This window comes from Streptomyces alboflavus (assembly GCF_000716675.1).
GTDB classification, from domain to species: Bacteria; Actinomycetota; Actinomycetes; order Streptomycetales; family Streptomycetaceae; genus Streptomyces; species Streptomyces alboflavus.
Window position 1 is genome coordinate 68,151 of the sequence record NZ_JNXT01000039.1, and the last position, 16,174, is coordinate 84,324.

At 72.7% G+C, this 16,174-nt stretch carries 11 protein-coding genes and 1 riboswitch; of the genes, 5 read left to right on the forward strand and 6 right to left on the reverse strand.

The genetic code is table 11. The features are described 5' to 3' along the window. Nucleotides 1–393: 393 nt before the first annotated feature. A complete protein-coding gene (locus OO63_RS26890; protein ID WP_033264498.1) occupies nucleotides 394–1,683 on the forward strand; it encodes an ATP-binding protein in 1,290 nt (429 codons plus the stop codon). Then, entirely contained in the window at nucleotides 1,680–2,420 is a 741-nt protein-coding gene (locus OO63_RS26895; protein WP_030361448.1) for a LuxR C-terminal-related transcriptional regulator, read from the forward strand. The genes OO63_RS26890 and OO63_RS26895 overlap by 4 nt, the downstream gene beginning before the upstream one ends. Nucleotides 2,421–2,488: 68 nt before the next feature. Here OO63_RS26895 and OO63_RS26900 read toward each other — a convergent pair whose 3' ends face one another. Continuing rightward, nucleotides 2,489–3,547, reverse strand: a complete 1,059-nt coding sequence (locus OO63_RS26900) for a C40 family peptidase (protein ID WP_030361449.1) — start codon at nucleotides 3,545–3,547, stop codon at nucleotides 2,489–2,491. Nucleotides 3,548–3,943: 396 nt separating this feature from the next. Between OO63_RS26900 and OO63_RS26905 the strand changes: the two genes are divergently transcribed. Beyond that, nucleotides 3,944–4,297: a hypothetical protein gene (locus tag OO63_RS26905; protein ID WP_030361450.1), complete on the forward strand. Its 354-nt coding sequence runs from the start codon at nucleotides 3,944–3,946 to the stop codon at nucleotides 4,295–4,297. 97 nt (nucleotides 4,298–4,394) lie between these two features. Here the strand turns inward: OO63_RS26905 and OO63_RS26910 are convergent, their stop codons facing one another. Further along, on the reverse strand, nucleotides 4,395–5,645 hold the full coding sequence (locus tag OO63_RS26910; RefSeq protein ID WP_030361451.1) for a C40 family peptidase: 1,251 nt from the start codon (nucleotides 5,643–5,645) through the stop codon (nucleotides 4,395–4,397). Nucleotides 5,646–5,653: 8 nt separating this feature from the next. After that, nucleotides 5,654–5,810: riboswitch (cyclic di-AMP (ydaO/yuaA leader) on the reverse strand. A 275-nt stretch (nucleotides 5,811–6,085) separates the two neighbouring features. Here OO63_RS26910 and pcrA point away from each other — a divergent pair. Continuing rightward, nucleotides 6,086–8,599: a DNA helicase PcrA gene (gene pcrA, locus OO63_RS26915; protein WP_030361452.1), complete on the forward strand. Its 2,514-nt coding sequence runs from the start codon at nucleotides 6,086–6,088 to the stop codon at nucleotides 8,597–8,599. A gap of 75 nt (nucleotides 8,600–8,674) precedes the next feature. Here pcrA and OO63_RS26920 read toward each other — a convergent pair whose 3' ends face one another. Together OO63_RS26920 and OO63_RS26925 are read right to left on the reverse strand one after the other, a co-directional pair. Further along, nucleotides 8,675–10,354, reverse strand: a complete 1,680-nt coding sequence (locus tag OO63_RS26920; RefSeq protein ID WP_030361453.1) for a M23 family metallopeptidase — start codon at nucleotides 10,352–10,354, stop codon at nucleotides 8,675–8,677. 315 nt (nucleotides 10,355–10,669) lie between these two features. After that, nucleotides 10,670–11,524: an esterase/lipase family protein gene (locus tag OO63_RS26925; RefSeq protein WP_030361454.1), complete on the reverse strand. Its 855-nt coding sequence runs from the start codon at nucleotides 11,522–11,524 to the stop codon at nucleotides 10,670–10,672. A 475-nt stretch (nucleotides 11,525–11,999) separates the two neighbouring features. Here OO63_RS26925 and icmB point away from each other — a divergent pair, with 475 nt between their 5' ends. Next, nucleotides 12,000–12,416: a coenzyme B12-dependent isobutyryl CoA mutase small subunit gene (icmB, locus tag OO63_RS26930; protein ID WP_030361455.1), complete on the forward strand. Its 417-nt coding sequence runs from the start codon at nucleotides 12,000–12,002 to the stop codon at nucleotides 12,414–12,416. Nucleotides 12,417–12,671: 255 nt separating this feature from the next. Here the strand turns inward: icmB and OO63_RS26935 are convergent, their stop codons facing one another. Together OO63_RS26935 and OO63_RS26940 are read right to left on the reverse strand one after the other, a co-directional pair. Then, nucleotides 12,672–14,303, reverse strand: a complete 1,632-nt coding sequence (locus OO63_RS26935; protein WP_030361456.1) for a DUF5691 domain-containing protein — start codon at nucleotides 14,301–14,303, stop codon at nucleotides 12,672–12,674. 376 nt (nucleotides 14,304–14,679) lie between these two features. Continuing rightward, nucleotides 14,680–16,062, reverse strand: coding sequence for an SWIM zinc finger family protein (locus OO63_RS26940; RefSeq protein WP_030361457.1), 1,383 nt, complete (start codon nucleotides 16,060–16,062; stop codon nucleotides 14,680–14,682). Nucleotides 16,063–16,174: the final 112 nt, after the last annotated feature.

Consider the following 16,174-nt stretch of genomic DNA (forward strand, 5'->3'; position numbering starts at 1 on the left):
CGCCCCGGACCCCACAGCCCTGATCACGCCTCGGGGCGGCCCGGAAAACCGGGGCGGGAGCCCGCCGGACCGGCCGGGACCACAAGCTGACCGGCGGGAAGATCAGCGGCGGGGCAGGGCGGCGGGGCAGGGTGGCGGGGCGGCAGGGCTGGGCAGGGCGGGAACGGACGGGGGCGGTGGACCGGCCGACGGGGGCGGTGGACCGGCCGAGAGGTCGGCGCCGGAACGGCCGAGGGACCAGCGGAGGACCAGCGGCGGACCAGCGGGGTGGGGTAGGCGGCGGACCGGCGGGGACACGCGGCGGATCAGGCGAGAGATCAGGCGAGAGATCAGGGGAGTCTCGGGGCTCGACCCTGATGCCCCCGCCCGCGCCCGCATGTGAACATCGGACACATGCCGGAAGCCGCAGCTGTACCCATCGAAGACGAGCGGCCGCTGCGGAAGCTCTACCGCAGCGGTGAGGGCCGCCTGCTCGGCGGGGTCGCGCGCGGCCTCGCGGGCCATCTCGGGCTGCCCGTGATCTGGGTGCGGATCATCTTCATCGGCCTGTTCCTCGACAACGGCCTGGGCGCGCTGCTGTACGCGGCGTTCTGGTTCTTCGTGCCCCTGGGCGTCGGCGGCGTCGGCGGCGCCCAGCGGCCGGCGGTGGTGTCCACCGAGACGTCCCCGGACGGCCGCCGCAAGCTGGTCGCGCGCAAGCCGGACAAGGGCCAGATCTTCGCGCTGCTCGCGATGGTCATCATCGTCATGGTCTTCGTCGGCAGCGTGGACCTGGAAGGCCCGACGCAGGCCTATCTCTGGCCGACCCTGCTCGTCGCCGCCGGTGTCGCGCTGGTCTGGCGCCAGGCGGACAACGCCCGCAGGGCCCGCTGGATGGAGGTCGGCCGCAGACGGCGCACGCTCACGATCGCCCGGACCGCCGCCGGGGTGGTCCTCGTCGGCGTGGGTGTGTCCGGCATCTTCGTCCTGCGGGGCTCCGCGTCCGACCTCGGGGCCGCGCTCCAGGCGGCGCTCGCGGTGCTCGTCGGGATCGCGCTGCTCGCGGGCCCCTATCTCGTGCGGATGTCGCAGGACCTCTCCGAGGAGCGGCTCATGCGCATCCGTGCCCAGGAGCGCGCGGAGGTCGCCGCGCACGTGCACGACTCGGTGCTGCACACCCTGACCCTGATCCAGCGCAACGCGGACAGCGCGGGCGAGGTCCGCCGCCTCGCCCGGGCGCAGGAGCGCGACCTGCGTGCCTGGCTGTACAAGCCGGAGGGCACCGGCAAGGACGAGGCGCAGGAGCCCGACACCCTCGCCGAGGCCGTGCGCCGCAGCGCCGCGGAGGTCGAGGACAAGCACGGCGTCCCGATCGAGGTGGTCGTCGTCGGTGACTGCCCGCTCGACGACCGGCTGACGGCACAGATGCAGGCCGCGCGGGAAGCGATGGTGAACGCCGCCAAGTACGGTGGCGAGGGCGGCGCGGTGCAGGTCTTCGCCGAAGTCGAGGGGGAGACGGTCTTCGTGTCCGTGCGGGACCGGGGCCCGGGGTTTGATCTGGATTCCGTGCCGGACGACCGCATGGGCGTACGAGAATCGATCATCGGCCGCATGCAGCGGAACGGCGGTACGGCGCGGTTGCGCGCGGTGCCGGGCGGCGGCACGGAAGTCGAGCTGGAGATGGAGAGGACGGCGGCGACATGAGCGACGCGACCGAAGAGGGCGGGCCGGCGGAGACCGACGCCCGGCGTGGCGGCGAGGCGGGCGGGGCCGAGGCCGGGCGGCGCGTGCGGGTCGTCCTGGTCGACGACCACCGGATGTTCCGCACCGGAGTGCAGGCGGAGATCGGCCGGACGGAGCGCACGGGCGTCGAGGTGGTCGGCGAGGCCGCCGACGTCGACCAGGCGGTCACGGTCATCACGGCGACGCGCCCCGAGGTGGTGCTCCTCGATGTGCACTTGCCGGGTGGCGGCGGGGTCGAAGTCCTGCGCAGGTGCGCGCCGTTGATGGCGGACGCGGAGAACCCGGTGCGGTTCCTCGCCCTTTCGGTGTCGGACGCCGCGGAGGACGTCATCGGGGTGATCCGGGGAGGCGCCCGCGGCTACGTCACCAAGACGATCACCGGCACGGACCTGGTCGACTCGATCTTCCGGGTCCAGGAGGGCGACGCGGTGTTCTCGCCGCGGCTCGCCGGTTTCGTCCTGGACGCGTTCGCGTCGACGGACGCGGCGCCGGTCGACGAGGACCTGGACCGCCTCACGCAGCGGGAGCGTGAGGTGCTGCGCCTCATCGCGCGCGGGTACGCGTACAAGGAGATCGCCAAGCAGCTCTACATCTCCGTGAAGACGGTCGAGTCCCATGTCTCGGCGGTGCTGCGCAAGCTCCAGCTCTCCAACCGGCACGAGCTGACGCGGTGGGCGACGGCGCGGCGCCTGGTCTGACGGGCCGACTCGCCCCGCGGCGCGGACTCACTCCACGGCGGGGCGGCTCACGTCCGGCGCGCTCGGGCTCACCCCACCCGCGTGGCCCCCGCGAACGGCATCTGGTCGATGGGTGCGAGGCGGACCGGCGCGCTCGGGTTCGGGGCGTGGATCATCTTGCCGTCGCCGACGTAGAGGCCGACGTGGCTGATGCCCGAGTAGAAGAACACCAGGTCGCCCGGCTGGAGTTCGGCGCGTGAGACACGTCGTCCGGCGTCGATCTGGGCGTAGGTCGTGCGGGGCAGGGAGACGCCCGCGGCGCGGTACGCGGCCTGGGTGAGGCCGGAGCAGTCGAAGGCGTTCGGGCCTGTGGCGCCCCAGACGTAGGGGCTGCCGAGGGCCTTGTAGGCGTACGAGACGGCTGCCGCGGCGCGGGAGCCGACGGCCTTCGGGGCGCCGGGTGCGGGGCCGCGAGAGGTGTCGCGCGAGGCCCGGTCGGCGTCACCGGCCGCCCCGTCCGAGGCGAGGCGGGCGCGCTCCTCCGCGGTCAGCCGGGCGAGCAGCCGCTTGGCCTCGGCGAGCTTGCCGGTCACGGTCTTCTTGTGCTTCCGCAGGTCCGCCTGGCGGGACTTGAGATCGTCGAGCGTGCCGTCCGCCTCGGTGTGCAGCTGGTCGAGCTCACGGATCTGGTGGCGGACGTCGGTGACGGTGGCGGCTTGGCGGTGGCCCGCGCGGTCCGCGCGCGAGGCCCGGTCGAGGAACTCGTCCGGGTCGGAGGAGAGCGCCAGCTGCACCGACGGGTCGACGGCTCCGGTGCGGTACTGCGCGGTGGCCAGTGAACCCAGGCCCTGGCGGGCCGTGTTGAGCTTCTCGGTCCTGCGGGCCGCCTCGTCGCGCAGGCCGGCCAGGGACCGCTCGGCCTTGTCGGCCTTCTCCTTGGCGCCGTTGTACTTCTCGGTGGCTACCTCCGCCTCGCGGTAGAGCTCGTCGACCTTGTCCTTCACCTCGCTGGGAGTGACCTTGGGCTCCGCGTGTCCGGTGCCCTCGAAGGCGGTCGCGGTGGCGGCCGACGCGAGGGCGAGGGTGGCGGCCGTACGGGCCGTATGGCCGCTGAGCGAGCGCTGCTTGGGCTTGCGGTGCGCTGCCACGGAGGCTCCACGTCCTTCCTAGTGGCCGGGGCCCTCACCGGTGCCGCCGTGCCTGACGCCGCTGCGGTGCCGGTCCGACGGCGCTCGCACAGGGGAGCGGGACGCCGTCGGACTTTCTCGGCGGAGGTGGCCGACTGCCGCCCCTGGACGGGGTGGCGGTGGGGAGCCGGTCACCTGGCAGAGGACGCTAAACCTGACCGTCACCGGTTCGTGACCCGATGTGCGCTAACGACGGATGAGTGGTGCGGAGTGAACGGATACGAGCGCTCCTGTCGGGGCGCGGTGGCGGGTTTCGCGGCGCGCGTGACCGATGTGGCGTTTGTGGCCCGCTCTCCGGTGGCGGGTGATACAGCCCCGCCCGGACCGCGCCGAGGGCCGGGAATTAGGCTCCGCCCCATGGACGTACTCATCCATCTCTTCGTCGGCCTGCACATCATCGGCATCGCCTCGCTCCTGGGCGGCTTCCTGACCCAGATGAAGGCGATGGGCGAGGGCACGGCCCGGTTCAGCCCCGCGATGCTGCACGGCGCGTTGACCATGTTGATCACCGGAGTCGCCCTCGTCGGGTTGAACCAGGCGGACGACAACACGGTCAACAACGTCAAGATCGGCGTCAAGCTCGCGCTGCTGATCGTGATTCTCGGGCTCGTGTACGTGAAGCGGGACGAGGAGAAGGTCGACAAGGGGATGTTCGGGGCGGTCGGTGGTCTCACGACGGCGAACATCTTCATCGCGGTGCTGTGGACGTGACCGCGGTCCTCTCACGGAAAACGCCCCGCACGCGCGCGTGCGGGGCGTTTTCGTGGCTCTACGTATACAGCGATCGCGCACGCGGAGTGCTAATGGTTCACGCGGGCCGGACCACGCTGTGGATCGGCATGTAGTAGATCGACTCGACGCGGACGTTCGCGCCCGGCTTCGGGGCGTGGATCATCTTGCCGTCGCCGATGTAGATCCCGACGTGGCTGATGTCGTCGTAGAAGAAGACCAGGTCCCCCGGCTTGGCCTGGGAGGTCGGCACGGTCGTGCCGACCTTCACCTGGTCCCAGGTGGTGCGCGGCAGCGAGATTCCGGCGGTCTTCCAGGCCGCCTGTGTGAGCCCGGAGCAGTCGTAGGAGCCGGGCCCCGTGGCGCCCCACACGTAGGGCTTGCCCATCTGCTTCTCGGCGAAGGCGATCACTTTCTGGGCCTTGGCCGCGTATCCGCTGCCCGCGCCCGTGCCCGACCCCGCGCCCGACCCCGAGCCGGAACCCGTGTCCGAGCCCGAGCCCGCCCCGGAGCCGCTGTCCGACCCCGAACCCGAACCCTTCTCCTGACCCTGCTCCTGCTCCCGCTCCCGCTCGCGCCGCTCCGCGGCCTCCTTCGCCTTCCGCTCGCGCTCCTCCGCGGCCTGCTTGCGCGCCAGCTCGGCCGCCTTGCGCTTGGCGGCCTCCTCCTTGCGCTTCTCGATCGCCGCGAGCCGCGCCTTCTCCTCGGCGGTCAGCTTCGACAGGAGCGAGCGGGCCTCGGTCAGCTTGGTCTGCACGGTCCGCTTGCTCGACCGGAGGTCGTCCCGTGAGTCCTGCAGCGACTTCAGGCTCTTCGTGGCCTTCGTGCGCTGCTTGGTCGCCGCGACCTGCTGGGTCTGGTAGTCGTCGACGGCCTTCTTCTGGCGGCTGGTGAGCCGGTCCGCGAGGTGGTTCTGGTCGAAGAAGCCCTTGGGGTCGTCGGCGAGCATCATCGCGGCGGTCTCGGAGACGGCACCGGTGCGGTACTGCGCGGCGGCGAAGGAACCCAGCTCCTGCCGGGCCTCGTTCAGCCGGTCCGTGCGCCTGGCGACGTCGTCCAGGAGCCGGTCGGCCTTCTTGCGCTGCTTGTCGGTGCGCTCCTTGGCCGAGTTGTACTTCTGCGTGGCCACCCCGGCCTGCTGGTAGAGGTCGTCGACCTTCTTCTGGACCTCTTCGAGGCTCGGCTTGCCCGGCTCGGCGGGGGCGGACGGCGCGGCGTTCGCGCTCTGCGACAGCAGGGCCACCGACGTCAGGGCGGCCGTCGTGATGCCGAGAGCGGGGGTCGTGCGTATGAGGGCTGAGCGGCTGCGCGGCTTGCGGTGCGACGCCAAAGCTGGCGACTCCTTCCGTGGACCGCCTACCGGGTTAGCTGTCGGGTTCGGGCGGGTGCTTCGGAAGGCTGCCCTACCGCTCCGTACGCCGTACGGAGCGGATTCACCCCAAAGAACATGGTGGGTCCCCGGCTCCGAACACGTCGGACTCGGCGGAGGCCGCGCGGGACCGGCGGGGATCGCCGGTGGGGGGACGTGCGGCCCGCGCAGCACGCTAGCCAACTCCCGTGGCACGAGGGAAGGATGATGTTCGATATGCCCGATACATTTTCGTGACTTTACGAGGCCCTTGGCGCCGCGCCGACGCGGACGGCCGGGGCCGTGGCACAGCGTGACGCCCTGGGTGCGCAGCGCGGCCGTGGCCGGAACCGGGCGGGCTCACGGCGGCCTCGTGGAACCCGGGGCGGGTTGTCAGTGGGGCCGCCTAGACTCGGGAGGCGATGAGCAGCCTCTTTGACGACAGCTTCCTGGCGGACCTCAAGCCCTCGCAGGGCCATGACGAGGAACCCCCGCCGCCGCCCGAGGACAGCGCTCCGGAGCCCATTCCGGACGACCTGTTCCAAGGGAAGTTCGACGCGCCCGCACCCCGGGACGCGTACTACCGGGACGGTGCCCCCCGCCCGGCGATCGACCCGGCGGCGCTGCTCGACGGGCTGAACGAGAACCAGCGCGCGGCCGTCGTGCACGCGGGCTCCCCGCTGCTCATCGTCGCCGGCGCGGGGTCCGGGAAGACGCGGGTGCTCACCCACCGCATCGCGTACCTCCTCGCGGAGCGCGGCGCGCACCCCGGCCAGATCCTCGCGATCACGTTCACGAACAAGGCCGCGGGCGAGATGAAGGAGCGCGTCGAGCAGCTCGTCGGCCCGCGCGCGGGCGCGATGTGGGTGTCGACGTTCCACAGCGCGTGCGTGCGCATCCTGCGCCGGGAGTACAAGAAGCTGGGCTTCACGTCCTCCTTCTCGATCTACGACGCCGCGGACTCCAAGCGCCTGATGGCCCTGGTCTGCCGGGACCTGGACCTCGACCCGAAGAAGTTCCCGCCGAAGTCCTTCAGCGCCAAGATCTCGAACCTGAAGAACGAGCTGATCGACGAGGAGGACTTCGCGGGCCAGGCCGCCGACGGCTTCGAGAAGACCCTCGCCCAGGCGTACGCGATGTACCAGTCGCGGCTCCGCGAGGCCAACGCCCTCGACTTCGACGACCTGATCATGACGACGGTGCACCTGCTGCGCGCCTTCCCGGACGTCGCCGAGCACTACCGCCGCCGCTTCCGCCACGTGATGGTCGACGAGTACCAGGACACCAACCACGCCCAGTACGCCCTCGTACGCGAGCTGGTGGGCCCCTCCGGAGAGGGACAGGAGCCCGGCGAGCTGTGCGTCGTCGGTGACGCCGACCAGTCCATCTACGCCTTCCGCGGCGCCACGATCCGCAACATCCTCCAGTTCGAGGAGGACTACCCGGACGCGACCACGATCCTCCTGGAGCAGAACTACCGCTCCACGCAGACGATCCTCACCGCCGCCAACGCCGTCATCGAGCGCAACGAGAGCCGCCGCCCCAAGAACCTGTGGACCAACGCGGGCGCGGGCGCCCGCATCACCGGGTACGTGGCGGACACCGAGCACGACGAGGCCCAGTTCGTCGCCGACGAGATCGACCGCCTCACCGACGCGGGCGACGCCAAGGCCGGCGACGTGGCGATCTTCTACCGCACGAACGCCCAGTCCCGTGTCTTCGAAGAGATCTTCATCCGCGTCGGCCTGCCCTACAAGGTCGTCGGCGGCGTGCGGTTCTACGAGCGCAAGGAAGTCCGCGACGTCCTCGCGTACTTGAGGGTCCTCGCCAACCCCGAGGACGCCGTCCCGCTGCGCCGCATCCTGAACGTGCCCAAGCGCGGCATCGGCGACCGCGCGGAAGCGATGATCGACGCCCTCGCACAGCGCGAGAAGATCTCCTTCCCGCAGGCGCTGCGCCGCGTCGACGAGGCGTACGGCATGGCGGCCCGCTCCACCAACGCCGTGCGGCGCTTCAACACCCTCATGGAGGAACTGCGCACGGTCGTGGAGTCCGGCGCGGGCCCCGCCGTCGTCCTGGAGGCCGTCCTCGAGCGGACCGGGTACCTGGCCGAGCTCCAGTCCTCCACCGACCCGCAGGACGAGACGCGCATCGAGAACCTCCAGGAACTGGCCGCCGTGGCCCTGGAGTTCGAGCAGGACAACAACGCCGCCGAGGGGGCGTCCGCCACCACCGAGGGCGCCGAGGCCGCCGCCGAGACCCCGGAGGGCGCCGCCCCCGCCGGGTCCCTCTCGGACTTCCTGGAGCGGGTCGCCCTGGTCGCCGATTCCGACCAGATCCCCGACGAGGAGGACGACGGCTCCGGAGTCATCACGCTCATGACGCTCCACACCGCCAAGGGCCTCGAGTTCCCCGTCGTGTTCCTGACCGGCATGGAGGACGGCGTGTTCCCGCACATGCGCGCCCTCGGCCAGGTCAAGGAGCTGGAGGAGGAGCGGCGCCTCGCGTACGTCGGCATCACGCGCGCGCGGGAGCGGCTGTATCTGACCCGGTCCTCCCTGCGCAGCGCCTGGGGTCAGCCGTCGTACAACCCGCCGTCGCGCTTCCTGGAGGAGATCCCGGAGACCCATCTGGACTGGAAGCGGAAGGGTTCCGTCGGCGCGCCCGCGTCGTCCGGACCGGCCGCCGGTGTCGCCGCCTCGCTGTCGTCGTCGCGCTCCCGCGCGGGCGGCGCGCAGGGCTTCGCCACCCGCCGCGCGTCGGAGAAGCCGGTGGTCTCGCTGGCCATCGGCGACCGCGTCACGCACGACCAGTTCGGACTCGGCACGGTGGTCGGCGTGAAGGGCTCCGGGGCGAACGCCGAGGCGACGGTCGACTTCGGCGCGGAGAAGCCGAAGCGGCTGCTGCTGAGGTACGCGCCGGTGGAAAAGCTGTAGCCCTCACTCGACGTAAGAGGGACACTCTCAAGGGGCAACTCCAGCGACGGGGGCTGGAGTTGCCCCCTTCGGGGGTTACGTCGGGTCGAGCCCGTGGCTGCGCAGCCACGACAGCGGGTCGATCGCCGAGCCGCCGCCCGGGCGGACCTCGAAGTGCAGGTGCGGGCCGGTGGAGTTGCCGGAGTTCCCGGAGAAGGCGATGGTCTCGCCCGCCTTCACGGGGCCACTCGCGATCTTGTGCGTGGAGAGATGGCAGTACCACGTCTCCGTGCCGTCCTTGGCGGTCACGATCGCCATGTTGCCGTAGGCGCTGTTGTACTTCGTGGAGACCGTGCCGTCGGTGGCGGCCTTGACCTCCGTGCCGTACGACACCGGGAAGTCGATCCCGGAGTGCGCGGACATCCAGTTGACGCCCGCCTGGCCGTAGTAGGCGCTCAGGCCGTGCTGCGCGACCGGCAGGGAGAACTTCGGCCGCAGCCGCTCCTTGCGTGCGGCCTCCGCGACGGCCTGCTTGTGCGCGGCCACCTTCTGGGCCTTCAGGTCGATCCGCTCCTGCGTGCGGCTCGCACGGTCCGCGAAGTCGCCCGCGTCCGCGGAGAGGTTCGCCAGTTGCGTGTCGAGCTTGTTGTTGGCGGTGGACGGCTTCACGGTCGCCGGGTCCGGGGCGGACGCCTGGGTGTCCTTGCCGTCGTCGCCCCCGCCGAGACCGCCGACGGAGGCCGCGGCCACACCGGCGACGCCCATCACACAGGCCGACGGCACGGCGACGGTGAACAGCGCGGAGCGCTTGGCGGGGGAGCGGCGCGAGCGGGACCGGCCACGGGGCGCGGCCGACCGGGCGGAACGGGAGCGCTCGGGGCGGTCCACCGGCGCGTGGTCGTGGAGGTCGGCGCGCTCGTCGTCGGCGCGATCGCCGTGCTCGGCGTGGTCGGTGGCCGGTTCGACGCCGCCGAGCCGGTCGTCGGGCGCCTCGTCGGGCAGGAACGCGTGCGGGGCGTCGTCGGAGTCGTACGCCGGGTCGCCGGAGCCGTACGCCTCGGGGCCCGGGGCCGGAGCCTCGTACGGATCCTGGACGGCGTAACCATCCTGCGGGTCGTAGGCCGTGTCGTGCGCCTCGTACGCGTCGTGCTGCTGGGGAACGCCGTACGCGTCGTGCTGGTGCGCGGGCTCGTAGGCGTCGTGCTGCGGGGTGTTGTCGTACGCGTCGTGGCCGCCGGAGTTCCAGGCGGTGGCGTCGTACGCGCCGGTGTCGAAGACCTGCGTGGCCCACTGGCCGGTCGCCGGTGCCTCGTTCCAGGCGGTGGCGTCCCAGGTGGCGCCGGAGTCGGGGCCCGGCTGCGCGGGGATCTCCGACAGCGGCTGGAACGAGGCGCCCCAGGCGGCCGTGGTGTCGTGGGTGCCGGTGTCGTATCCCGGCTGGGCCGCGTACGCGTCGTACGTCAGGGTCTGCTGCGTGCCTGTCGTGGACCACTGGCCGGTGTCGTGGCCGCCGGGCATATCGCCGAAGAGCGGGTCGGTCGCGAAGCCCGCGGTGGGAACGGCGAAACCGGAACCGGAAGTGTCGAAGCCACCCGTTGCGTCATAGCCGTCGGGGGCGTTGAAACCGGTGGTGGAGAAGGTACCGGTGGAATAGCCGTCGTACCCGGGGTAGCCGACGTGCTGCGCGCCCTGCTGGTCGTAGGACCCATAGGGGGCGTAGTCGGCGTCGGGTGCCGGGGCCGGAGCGGGGGTCTCCGACGGGTGACGGTCGTTCACCAACTTCTCTTTCGCCTCGACAGCATGGGCTGGCAGAGCAGTGCCGCGACTGTACCCGGCGGTACGCGGGCGCGACAATCTTCGCCAGGTTTCCTGCTCGCCGGAAACGGGCATTCGGCCGCCTTTCGGCGGTCCCCGGGCACAGCTTTGGCTCTGTGTTCGAGGTTCGTTCGAGTGTGAGGGGTGGATTGCGGTCCGGATTCGGGCTCGGTGGAACCGGAATCCGGAGCAGATCGTCCGGGTACGGCGAACCGGAATCAGGTCGAGTGGAGCCGGGGCGGGGGGAGTCCGGCCCCGGCTTCACTCGGCCGGGGGTCAGGCCACGGTGAGTCCGCCGGCCGACGCGGCGGGGGTCATGCCCGGCGCCGCGAGGTCCAGGGCCTGGCGGATCGCCGTCGCCACGGCGGGGTGCACCGGCAGCGCGAGATGGCCGATCCCGGAGACGCGGACGTTCTGCGCGATCAGGTCCGGATGGTCGACGCAGGCCGTCTCGACGGGATCCATGATCTGGTCGAGCTCGCTCCAGAAGCTCACGAACTGCGTACGGCACCCGGGCGCGGGCTCCCGCAGCTCCGCCACCACGTCCGAGCCCGGCCGCATCTGGCGCACGATCGGGTGCGCGTCCGCGAGCGGCGCGACCCGGGTGCCCGAGTGCGGGGTGCCCAGGGTGACGAGGGTGCGGACGCGGGCGTCGCCGCCCAGGCGCTGGGCGTAGTAGCGGGCGATGAGTCCGCCGAGGCTGTGGCCGACGATGTCCACGCGGTCATGGCCCGTGCGCTCGCATATCTCCTCTATGTGGCGGCCGAGCAACTCGGCGGCGGTGCGGATGTCGCAGGTCAGCGGCGAGTAGTTGAGGGACTCCAGGTGCTGCCTGCCGTGCTGGGCGAGATTGCGGCGCAGCAGTACGAACACGGAGCGGTTGTCGATGAAGCCGTGCAGGAGCAGCACCGGCGGCTTGTCGCTCGCGGGCAGCCGGGGGGCCTCAGGCGGGGGCGGCGGTGGCGCCGTCCGGCGTTCCTGGGTGATGCCCGATGGATACAGCAGGAGGTGTCCGGCGAGGATCACGAACTCGAGCGCGGTCGCCTTCAGGAGCGCGAGCGGCAGGCCCGCGAGGCTGGCGGGCAGCAGGGTGCTGCAGCGGCGAAAGGGCTGGACCCTTGTGATCGTCATGGCGACCTCCCGGTCGGCACACGGGAGGCGGCTCTGTCCCCCGTGTACTCATCGTGGGAAGCCGGGAGTGGTCTCGTGTGCCGTCCCCGTCGCGGCGCACTCCTTGGCGACGCGCCGACACCACCGTGCCGTGCGGCTGACGGCGCGGTGGGGGCGGCGGCCTCGCGGCGGCTCCCCTCGCGCGGCCCCCGACGCGGCCCGGGCGCCGGGTGGGATGCGGCCCGGGTGCCGGGACGGATCCGGCCCATGTGCCGGGTGAACACGGGAGCGGCGCGCAGCGAACGTGTCCCACCGTGTGATTTCCCCCTCGCTCTCCACCACGAAACTGCGGGCTGCGCGATGCTGGAGATAACGTTCGTTCACCTACCCGGCCGGTGCGGCGCGGGGTGTCCGAGCCGGGACAGCTGGATTTCCGTGCGGGCGGGATTCCGCGGACGGCTTTCTGGCAGACGGTTTCTTGTTCATGGAGGCAGTGATGGGTGTGGCAGCCGGTCCGATCCGCGTCGTGGTCGCCAAGCCAGGGCTCGACGGCCACGATCGGGGAGCCAAGGTGATCGCGCGGGCGCTGCGCGACGCCGGCATGGAGGTCATCTACACCGGCCTGCACCAGACGCCCGAGCAGGTCGTCGACACGGCGATCCAGGAGGACGCCGACGCGATCGGCCTCTCCATCCTGTCCGGCGCGCACAACACCCTCTTCGCCCGGGTCATCGAGCTCCTCAAGGAGCGCGACGCGGAGGACATCAAGGTCTTCGGGGGCGGGATCATCCCCGAGGAGGACATTCCGCCCCTGAAGGAGAAGGGCGTCGCGGAGATCTTCACGCCCGGGGCCACGACCACGGCCATCGTGGAGTGGGTGCGGGAGAACGTGCGGCAGCCGACCGAGGCTTAGGCCTCTGCGGTTCTCGTAGTTCTCGTAGTTCGCGTGGATTCGGGCGGGCGTCGGTGCCGTGGGCACCGGGGCCCGCCGTCGTTTGTCCCGGGGACGGGACTTCGGGCGCCGCACGGACGTTGCTGCTGGTGCTGCTGGTGCTGCTGGTGCTGCTGGTGCTGCTGGTGCTGCTGGTGCTGCTGGTGCGGTCGTGGGGCCGGGGTGGCTGTACCGTGCGCTCCCCCGCGACACGCGGCCCTCGCCCGGCCCCACGCCTCAACCGCCCAGTTCCTCGCGCATCGCCGCGCGCAGGCGCAACGTGCTGACGAGGCGCTGGAACGCCTCCGACCAGTACCCGCCGGCCCCGGGCGACGCGTCCTCGGGCTCGTCCGGCGTCGCTGTCAGCGCCTCCAGGCGTACGGCCTCCGCCGGGTCGAGGCAGCGCTCCGCGAGGCCCATCACCCCGCTGAAGCTCCAGGGGTAGCTGCCCGCGTCCCGGGCGATGTTCAGCGCGTCCACCACCGCGCGGCCGAGCGTGGGCGCCCACGGCACCGCGCACACGCCGAGCAGCTGGAACGCCTCCGACAGACCGTGCGCGTCGATGAACCCGGCGACCCACTCGGCCCGCTCGGACGCGGGCAGCGTGGTGAGGAGCTTGGCGCGCTCCGCGAGGGACACCGCGCCTGGCCCGGCCGCGTCGGGTGCGGACGGGGCGCCGAGCAGCGCCCGCGACCAGCCGGTGTCCCGCTGGCGCACCGCGGCACGGCACCAGGCGGCGTGCAGCTCGGCGCGCCAGCCGTCGGCCACGGGGAGTGCCACGATCTCGGCCGGGGTCCGGTCGCCGAGGCGGCGCTGCCAGGCCGTCAGGGGCGCGGCCTCCACCAACTGGCCGAGCCACCAGGAGCGTTCACCCCGTCCCGCGGGCGGCTTCGGCGCGACGCCGTCCCGCTCCATGCCCGCGTCGCACTCGTGCGGCGCCTCGACGGTCAGCTCCGGTCGGCCCGCCGTGCGGTCCAGGGCCACGCAGGAGGCGGCGCGGTCGGCCATGCGGGCGGCGAGCGCCGAGTCCGGAAGGGCGGACAGCAACTCGGCCGCCGTGGCGCGGACATTGCGGCTCCGGTCGCCGAGCGCCTGCTCCAAGAACGGCTCGTCGGCCGCCCGCAGTCCCGTGCGCAGGGAGTCCAGGAACATCAGCCGGTCCTCGGCGCGCTCCGTCGCCCAGGTGCCGGACAGTAGCTCGCGGGCGTCGTCCGGTGCGTGCGCCCGCAGGGCGGCGAGGAGGGCGACGCGCTCCGCGAACAGGCCTTCCTGCCAGCGCCTTTGGATGTCAGGTCCGTCCTGCGGGCCGGTCGCCGGGGCGCTGCCCGTGGCCGTGCGCAGCGCGAACTTCCAGTCCGGGTTGAACCGGGCGAGCCACTGGGCGCGCGGGCCCGCGAAGGCCAGGGCCTGGGGGCGCAGGTCGGTGCGGCCACGGGCCGCGTTCAGGAGGGCGGGCAGCAGTTCAGGGGGTGCCGTGAAGCCCCGCTCTCCGGCCAGGGCCAGCCACTGGGGCAGCAGTTCCATCAGGTCGGGCGCGGTGCCGCGGCGGCCGCCGCTCGCGCTCGGTTGGTCGGCGAGCAGCGTCGCGAGCCTGCGCCGGGCCGCCGCGGGGACGACCGGGCGCGGGTCCGCGGGCGCGGGTGCGGGGCGCTCGGCCGCGGGGGCGGGGCGCAGGCCGGCCCGGCGCCGCACGGTCTGTACGGCGGCCGCGTCCAGGAGGGCCGTCGGGGCGTCCCTGCCCGGGGTGACGAGCGGTGGGGTGCGCCGGTCGGTGCCCAGGAGCGCGGCTGTGACCAGCTCCTCCCAGGGTGTGCGGGCGTGCCGCCCGGCTGCTTCCGCGGGTGCGGTCGAGGCGGTTGCGGTTCCCACGTGTGCGGTCGGTGTGGCTGGGGTCTCGGCGTGTGTGGTCGGCGTGGCTGCGGTCTTCGCGTGCGTGGTCGCCGTGGCTGCTGCTTCCGCGTGTGCGGTCGCTGTGCCTGGGGTCTCGGCGTGTGTGGTCGGCGTGGCTGCGGTCTTCGCATGCGTGGTCGGCGTGGCTGCTGCTTCCGCGTGTGCGGTCGGTGTGCCTGGGGTCGCGGCGTGCGTGGTCGGCGTGGCTGCTGCTTCTGCGTGCGTGGTCGCCAAGCCTGCGGTCTCCGCGTGCGTGGTCGGCGTGGCTGCTGCTCCCGCGTGTGCGGTCGCCGTGGATGCGCTCATCTCCCCCTCCTCTCTCTCGCTTCTCTCGCTTCAGTCCATTGGTCGCGCGTCACAGTCGTACGGTCTCCGCCCTCGCGTGCGGCCACGCCGCCAGCGGTGTGAAGCCCCGGTGGCCGCATTCGCCGAAGACCGTGAGCGGGGCGCCTCCGGAGAGGGCGACCAGGCGCCACAGTCCGGCCCGGGACGCGGCGGAGGGCGCGAGCGGCAGGGCCGTCTCGCCCTCGGCGTCGGCCAGTTGCCAGTCCCGGCCGTTCGGGACCGGCACCACCCGGTCGAGGGTGACCGGCCAGGTGTCGAGCCAGGGATCGTCGCGCAGCGCGTCGCCGTACCGTGCGGTCGCCTCGGCGGGCGACAGGCCGGGCGGGTGACCCGTGGTGGGGGCCGGTGCCGTGAACTGCTCGCCCAGGTCGGCGCGGAGCTGCCGGGACGCCGGGTCCGCGGCGTGCGGGACCAGCTCGGCGTCCAGGGCCAGGCCGACCGGCAGGGCCAGGGAGGGCGCGCGGCCCGCCGCTCCGTACGACAGGAGCAGGGCGGTGTGCCCGGACCGCTCCCCGTGCAGCCATATGCGGCGGGTGGTCAGCTTGCTGTCCGCGGTGTCGTACTGCGCGAGGACCTGCCAGCTGTCCCGCAGCGGCTCGCCCTGCGCGGGGGCGGGCAGGCCCGTGCGGGAGCGGACCGTGGCCGCCAGCGTGCCGGGCAGGGCGTCGCGGCGCAGCCAGCCCGAGGTGAGCAGGTGCAGGAGCGCGCACTCCTCCAGGAGGCGGGCGGGCCAGCCGGGCCCCGAGGCCGGTATGGCGCCCAGCTCCCGCACCCGCGCGGCCAGGCCGGGCGCCTGGGCGTCGACCATGCGGGCCGCGGTCTCCTCCCACAGGCCGTACCCCGCCTGCTCGGCCGCGGCCATGCCGCCGCGCAGCAGGTCGGCGAGGCGGCGCTCCAGCTCCGTGGCGCCCGCCGTGACCCGCTCGGCCCTGCGCTCCGCGCGCTTGCGCGCGGCCTCCGGATCAGCGGGAGCCGAGGCTCCGGCGCCGGGGCCGGCCGCGGGCGAACCGCCCTTGGCCGCCGCCTTCGCGCGGCGCGCGTCCAGCCACTCCCGCGCCCAGTCCGGCGGCTGCTCGCCGTCCGGCACGGCCCGTCCGCCGCCCTGGTCCCCGGCCCAGAGCAGCAGCAGGCCGAGCGCGTGCTTGCACGGGAACTTGCGGCTCGGACAACTGCATCTGTACGCCGGGCCCGCCACGTCCGCCGTATCTATGACCGTCTGATACGGCTTGCTGCCGCTGCCCTTGCACAGCCCCCACACGGCCCCCTCTCCGGAACTTCCCGCCCGCGACCACGGCCCGGCGATGCCGAGCCTGCTTCCCGCCTTCTGTGACGACGCGTCAGGTGCCAGTGCCAGCACCTGGTCCGCCGTCCAGCGCACCCCCTGCTGAGTCATGAGTCGAAGGTAGGTCCCAGCACTGACATTCGACCTGGGCCTCAGTATCCGTGCAGGTCAGGGGTGTTCCGGCGGTGATTGTCAGTGGCGTGGTGCACGGTGGAACACATCG